Source organism: Pandoraea sp. LA3, assembly GCF_022696215.1.
Lineage (GTDB): Bacteria > Pseudomonadota > Gammaproteobacteria > Burkholderiales > Burkholderiaceae > Pandoraea > Pandoraea capi.
Genome location: NZ_PTPY01000009.1, coordinates 1 through 3,361 on the forward strand (window position 1 = coordinate 1; position 3,361 = coordinate 3,361).

Consider the following 3,361-nt stretch of genomic DNA (forward strand, 5'->3'; position numbering starts at 1 on the left):
ATCTGCCCAGAAAGCAATGTGCCAGTGCACATTGCGTGGGGACTCGAAAGGCATCGCTTGCAAGCGATGCCGGGGTCGCGGAACGTGACCGAGTCCTCTCGGTGCCGCAGGCGCCGTACGGGCATAAGTGGGACCACCGATCCCCAGCCGCATCACCGGTTTTAAAAACAGGACAACCGACACCAAGCCGCATCGCCGGTTTTAAATCGCCGGTGTTAGAACACCCCCATCAACACCTCCCCCAGCCACGTCCCAAGCGCATTCCCTGCTGTCCTCCGATGCCATCCCACCGCCACGGTAAACGTTTGCGGCACCTTAACCCGATCGATCTGCGTAAGCAGACAAGCCTCCGCAACGGCTTCCGGCACGAATGATACGACGTCATTGAACTCCAGAAACGCGCTCAACGACGTATAACAGGCGAGCGTTGCCACGGGCGGAGACAGCGCGCCGTTTTCCAGAAGAAACTGAGATACCGAATCACGCGAGTAGCTGGCGCTGTCGACAAAATCGACGCGCGGTAGCCGCCCCACGTCGGCCGCATTGCAAATACGCCCGGCAACCTGGGACGCGCCTCCGACGACACAGCAATAGCGCTCCTCGCGCAGCGAAGTGCGCGGCAGCGCGTCATCAAACGCGGCCGAGAATCCGATCACTACCTCGGCCTCCCCCTTCGCGAGTTGCTCCGCGTGCGTCGCCGCATGGAAATCCAGCACTCGGATTCGGATACCGGGCGCTTCATCACGAAGCCGCGCGGCGAACTTCGGCAGGATCGCGAGTTGTGCGTACTCATTGGCGACGATGCCAACACATCGGCTCACCGTTTTCGGATCGAACACCTCGGGCAACAGCACTCCGTCCACCTCATCCAGAATCCGTTCGAACCGCCGGGCGATCTCCTGCGCAAAGTCTGTCGGCTGTAACCCATTGCTATGCCGGAGAAATATCTCCTGCGGCAATGCATGACGAAGCCGCTTGAGATACGCGCTGATCGCCTGCTGCGACATCCCGGTTTCCAGTGCGACTTTCGAAGCACTGCCCTCGCGAACGAGTCGCACAAAAATGCGCATATGTTTGAGATCGATACTGTCCACAACGAGTCCTTGTGTCGGATACAACCGGCGTCTGATTTACACGTGCGCGGTGCGATTTCTAAGATGACGCCTCGTCTTCAAATTCTATAAAGCGAGGTAAGCAGCATGAAAACTGTCATCGTGATCGGTGCCAATGGAAAGATCGGGCAAGCAGCGATGAAGGGGCTTGGCAGGCATCGTGTGATCACGGCGAGTCGCTCTGGCGACGGTTGCGATCATCGCGTGGACATCACCGATGCGTCGTCGCTGAACGCGTTGTTCGAGAGCGTCGGCAAGTTCGACGCCGTGGTCAGCGCAGCGGGGCATTGCGAGTATGCCCCGTTCGTTTCGATGACCGACGCACAATGGCAAGCGACCATCCAAAGCAAACTGGTCGGTCAGATGAACATCGTCAAAGTGGGGCTGAATCACATCGAAGACGGCGGATCGTTTACGTTGATATCAGGCATTCTCGACATGAAGCCGATGCCCCAGGGCATTGCAGATGCCACGACCAGCGGCGCCATCGACACTTTCGTCAAATGCGTGGCCTACGAATTGCCACGGGGCATCCGCATCAACGCCGTCAATCCGACCGTCATTGAAGAAGCGTGGGATGTTTACGGCGACATGATGCCGGGGTATCAGCCGGTGCCCGGTGCGCTGGTTGGCAAAGCGTTCGAGCGATGCGTCGAGAGCTTCATCACGGGTCAGGTCATTGTCGTGGATGCGTGACCGCCCCTCTCTGAAGTGACAAGAAATCAAGGCGACTCCTGGTGAGTCGCTTTTTTCGTTGCCCCGGTGCGCGCCGCCCCGACGCCGGTCGCTAACTGAGAATGTGTAGCGTTTCCGTCACGTCGCGCGCGCCCGCGCTTCAGAAACAAAAGGAAATCTGTAAAATTTACCTCATAAAAAATTGAATATTGTTCAACGGGCGCTTAATTCGTTGAGCTTGTCGGGTGTTTTTGGTTTTAGTTGCTTGATACTTGTTGGGAAATACATGCCTGCCTTCACTCGCGGCGAGCTTGCCGATTTGAACGTTTTTGTCACTATCTGCCGCCGGCAGAGTTTCCGGGAGGCCGCCACAGAGCTGGGCGTGACGACCTCGGCTCTCAGTCACGCGATGCGCAATCTCGAGGCGCGTCTGGGGGTCAAGCTTCTCAATCGCACGAGTCGTTCTGTGTCGCCGACGGCGGCGGGATCGGCCCTGGCGAAGGAATTGGAACAGGGCCTTGAGCAGATTGCATCTGCGATTGGGGCGCTGGACCGTTACCGTGCGTCGCCTGCCGGGCGATTGCGTCTGAACGTTCCGCGCGATGCGGCGCGTTTGTTGCTCGACCCTATCCTGCCGCGTTTCGTGGCGTCGTATCCCGACATTGAGCTGGACGTGACCGTCGACGACCGGATGCTCGACATCGTGGCCGAGGGGTTCGACGCGGGCATGCGTTATGGCGACACGGTGCCGGGCGACATGATTGCGACGCCGCTCACCCCGGCGCTCAAATGGATCGTGGTGGCATCGCCGGCGTACATTGCGCGGCACGGTCGCCCCAAAGTGCCGCAGGATTTGATGTCGCACAACTGCATCCGGATGCGTTTGGGTGACAACACGCTGTACAAATGGGAGTTGGGCAATGGTTCGACGGCGGTCGAGCTGGACGTGCCTGGCGCGTTGAGCATCAATGAAAGCGATGGCGTGATTGCGGCGGCTGTCGGTGGATTGGGGCTTGGGTATGTATTGGAGCGCAACGTGGCGGAGGAACTGGCCAATGGCACGTTGGAGGCGGTGTTGACGGAATGGGCGGTGGATGGTCCGCCGTTGTCGATGTATTACCCGAGTCGGCGACAGACGTTGCCGGGGTTGCGCCATTTGATCGACATGATTAGATCGGAGCATATGGGTCGGGCGGCGTGATTTTGGGGTGACTGCGGGTGGGATGAGGGGGTGTGTGAAAGTTTTTTGAATTTTTTTGCCCCTCCATGTTGACAGCCCCGGCCACCCTCGGCATAATCTCACTTCTTCGCAGCGAGCAAGCAACACAGCGAGCTGACGGGGCCCAGATGGCGGAATTGGTAGACGCACTAGTTTCAGGTACTAGCGGGTAACACCGTGGAGGTTCGAGTCCTCTTCTGGGCACCAAAAAAATACAAAAAAGCCGATGATCGAAAGATCATCGGCTTTTTTCATATCTGCCCAGAAAGCAATGTGCCAGTGCACATTGCGTGGGGACTCGAAAGGCATCGCTTGCAAGCGATGCCGGGGTCGCGGAACGTGACCGAGTCCTCTC

The 3,361-nt window shown here is 58.4% G+C and carries 3 protein-coding genes and 1 tRNA gene; 3 read left to right on the plus strand and 1 reads right to left on the minus strand.

The window, feature by feature from the left end:
- Window positions 1-215 precede the first annotated feature (215 nt).
- Window positions 216-1,094: a LysR family transcriptional regulator gene (locus tag C5N93_RS00175; RefSeq protein WP_242557836.1), complete on the minus strand. Its 879-nt coding sequence runs from the start codon at window positions 1,092-1,094 to the stop codon at window positions 216-218.
- 105 nt (window positions 1,095-1,199) lie between these two features.
- Here C5N93_RS00175 and C5N93_RS00180 point away from each other — a divergent pair, with 105 nt between their 5' ends.
- The 3 genes from C5N93_RS00180 to C5N93_RS00190 all read left to right on the plus strand — a co-directional run bounded on the left by C5N93_RS00180 (window position 1,200) and on the right by C5N93_RS00190 (window position 3,213).
- On the plus strand, window positions 1,200-1,808 hold the full coding sequence (locus C5N93_RS00180; RefSeq protein ID WP_242557837.1) for a short chain dehydrogenase: 609 nt from the start codon (window positions 1,200-1,202) through the stop codon (window positions 1,806-1,808).
- Window positions 1,809-2,073: 265 nt separating this feature from the next.
- Window positions 2,074-2,988, plus strand: a complete 915-nt coding sequence (locus C5N93_RS00185; RefSeq protein WP_242557838.1) for a LysR family transcriptional regulator — start codon at window positions 2,074-2,076, stop codon at window positions 2,986-2,988.
- 140 nt (window positions 2,989-3,128) lie between these two features.
- Window positions 3,129-3,213 (plus strand) — tRNA-Leu (locus C5N93_RS00190).
- Window positions 3,214-3,361: the final 148 nt, after the last annotated feature.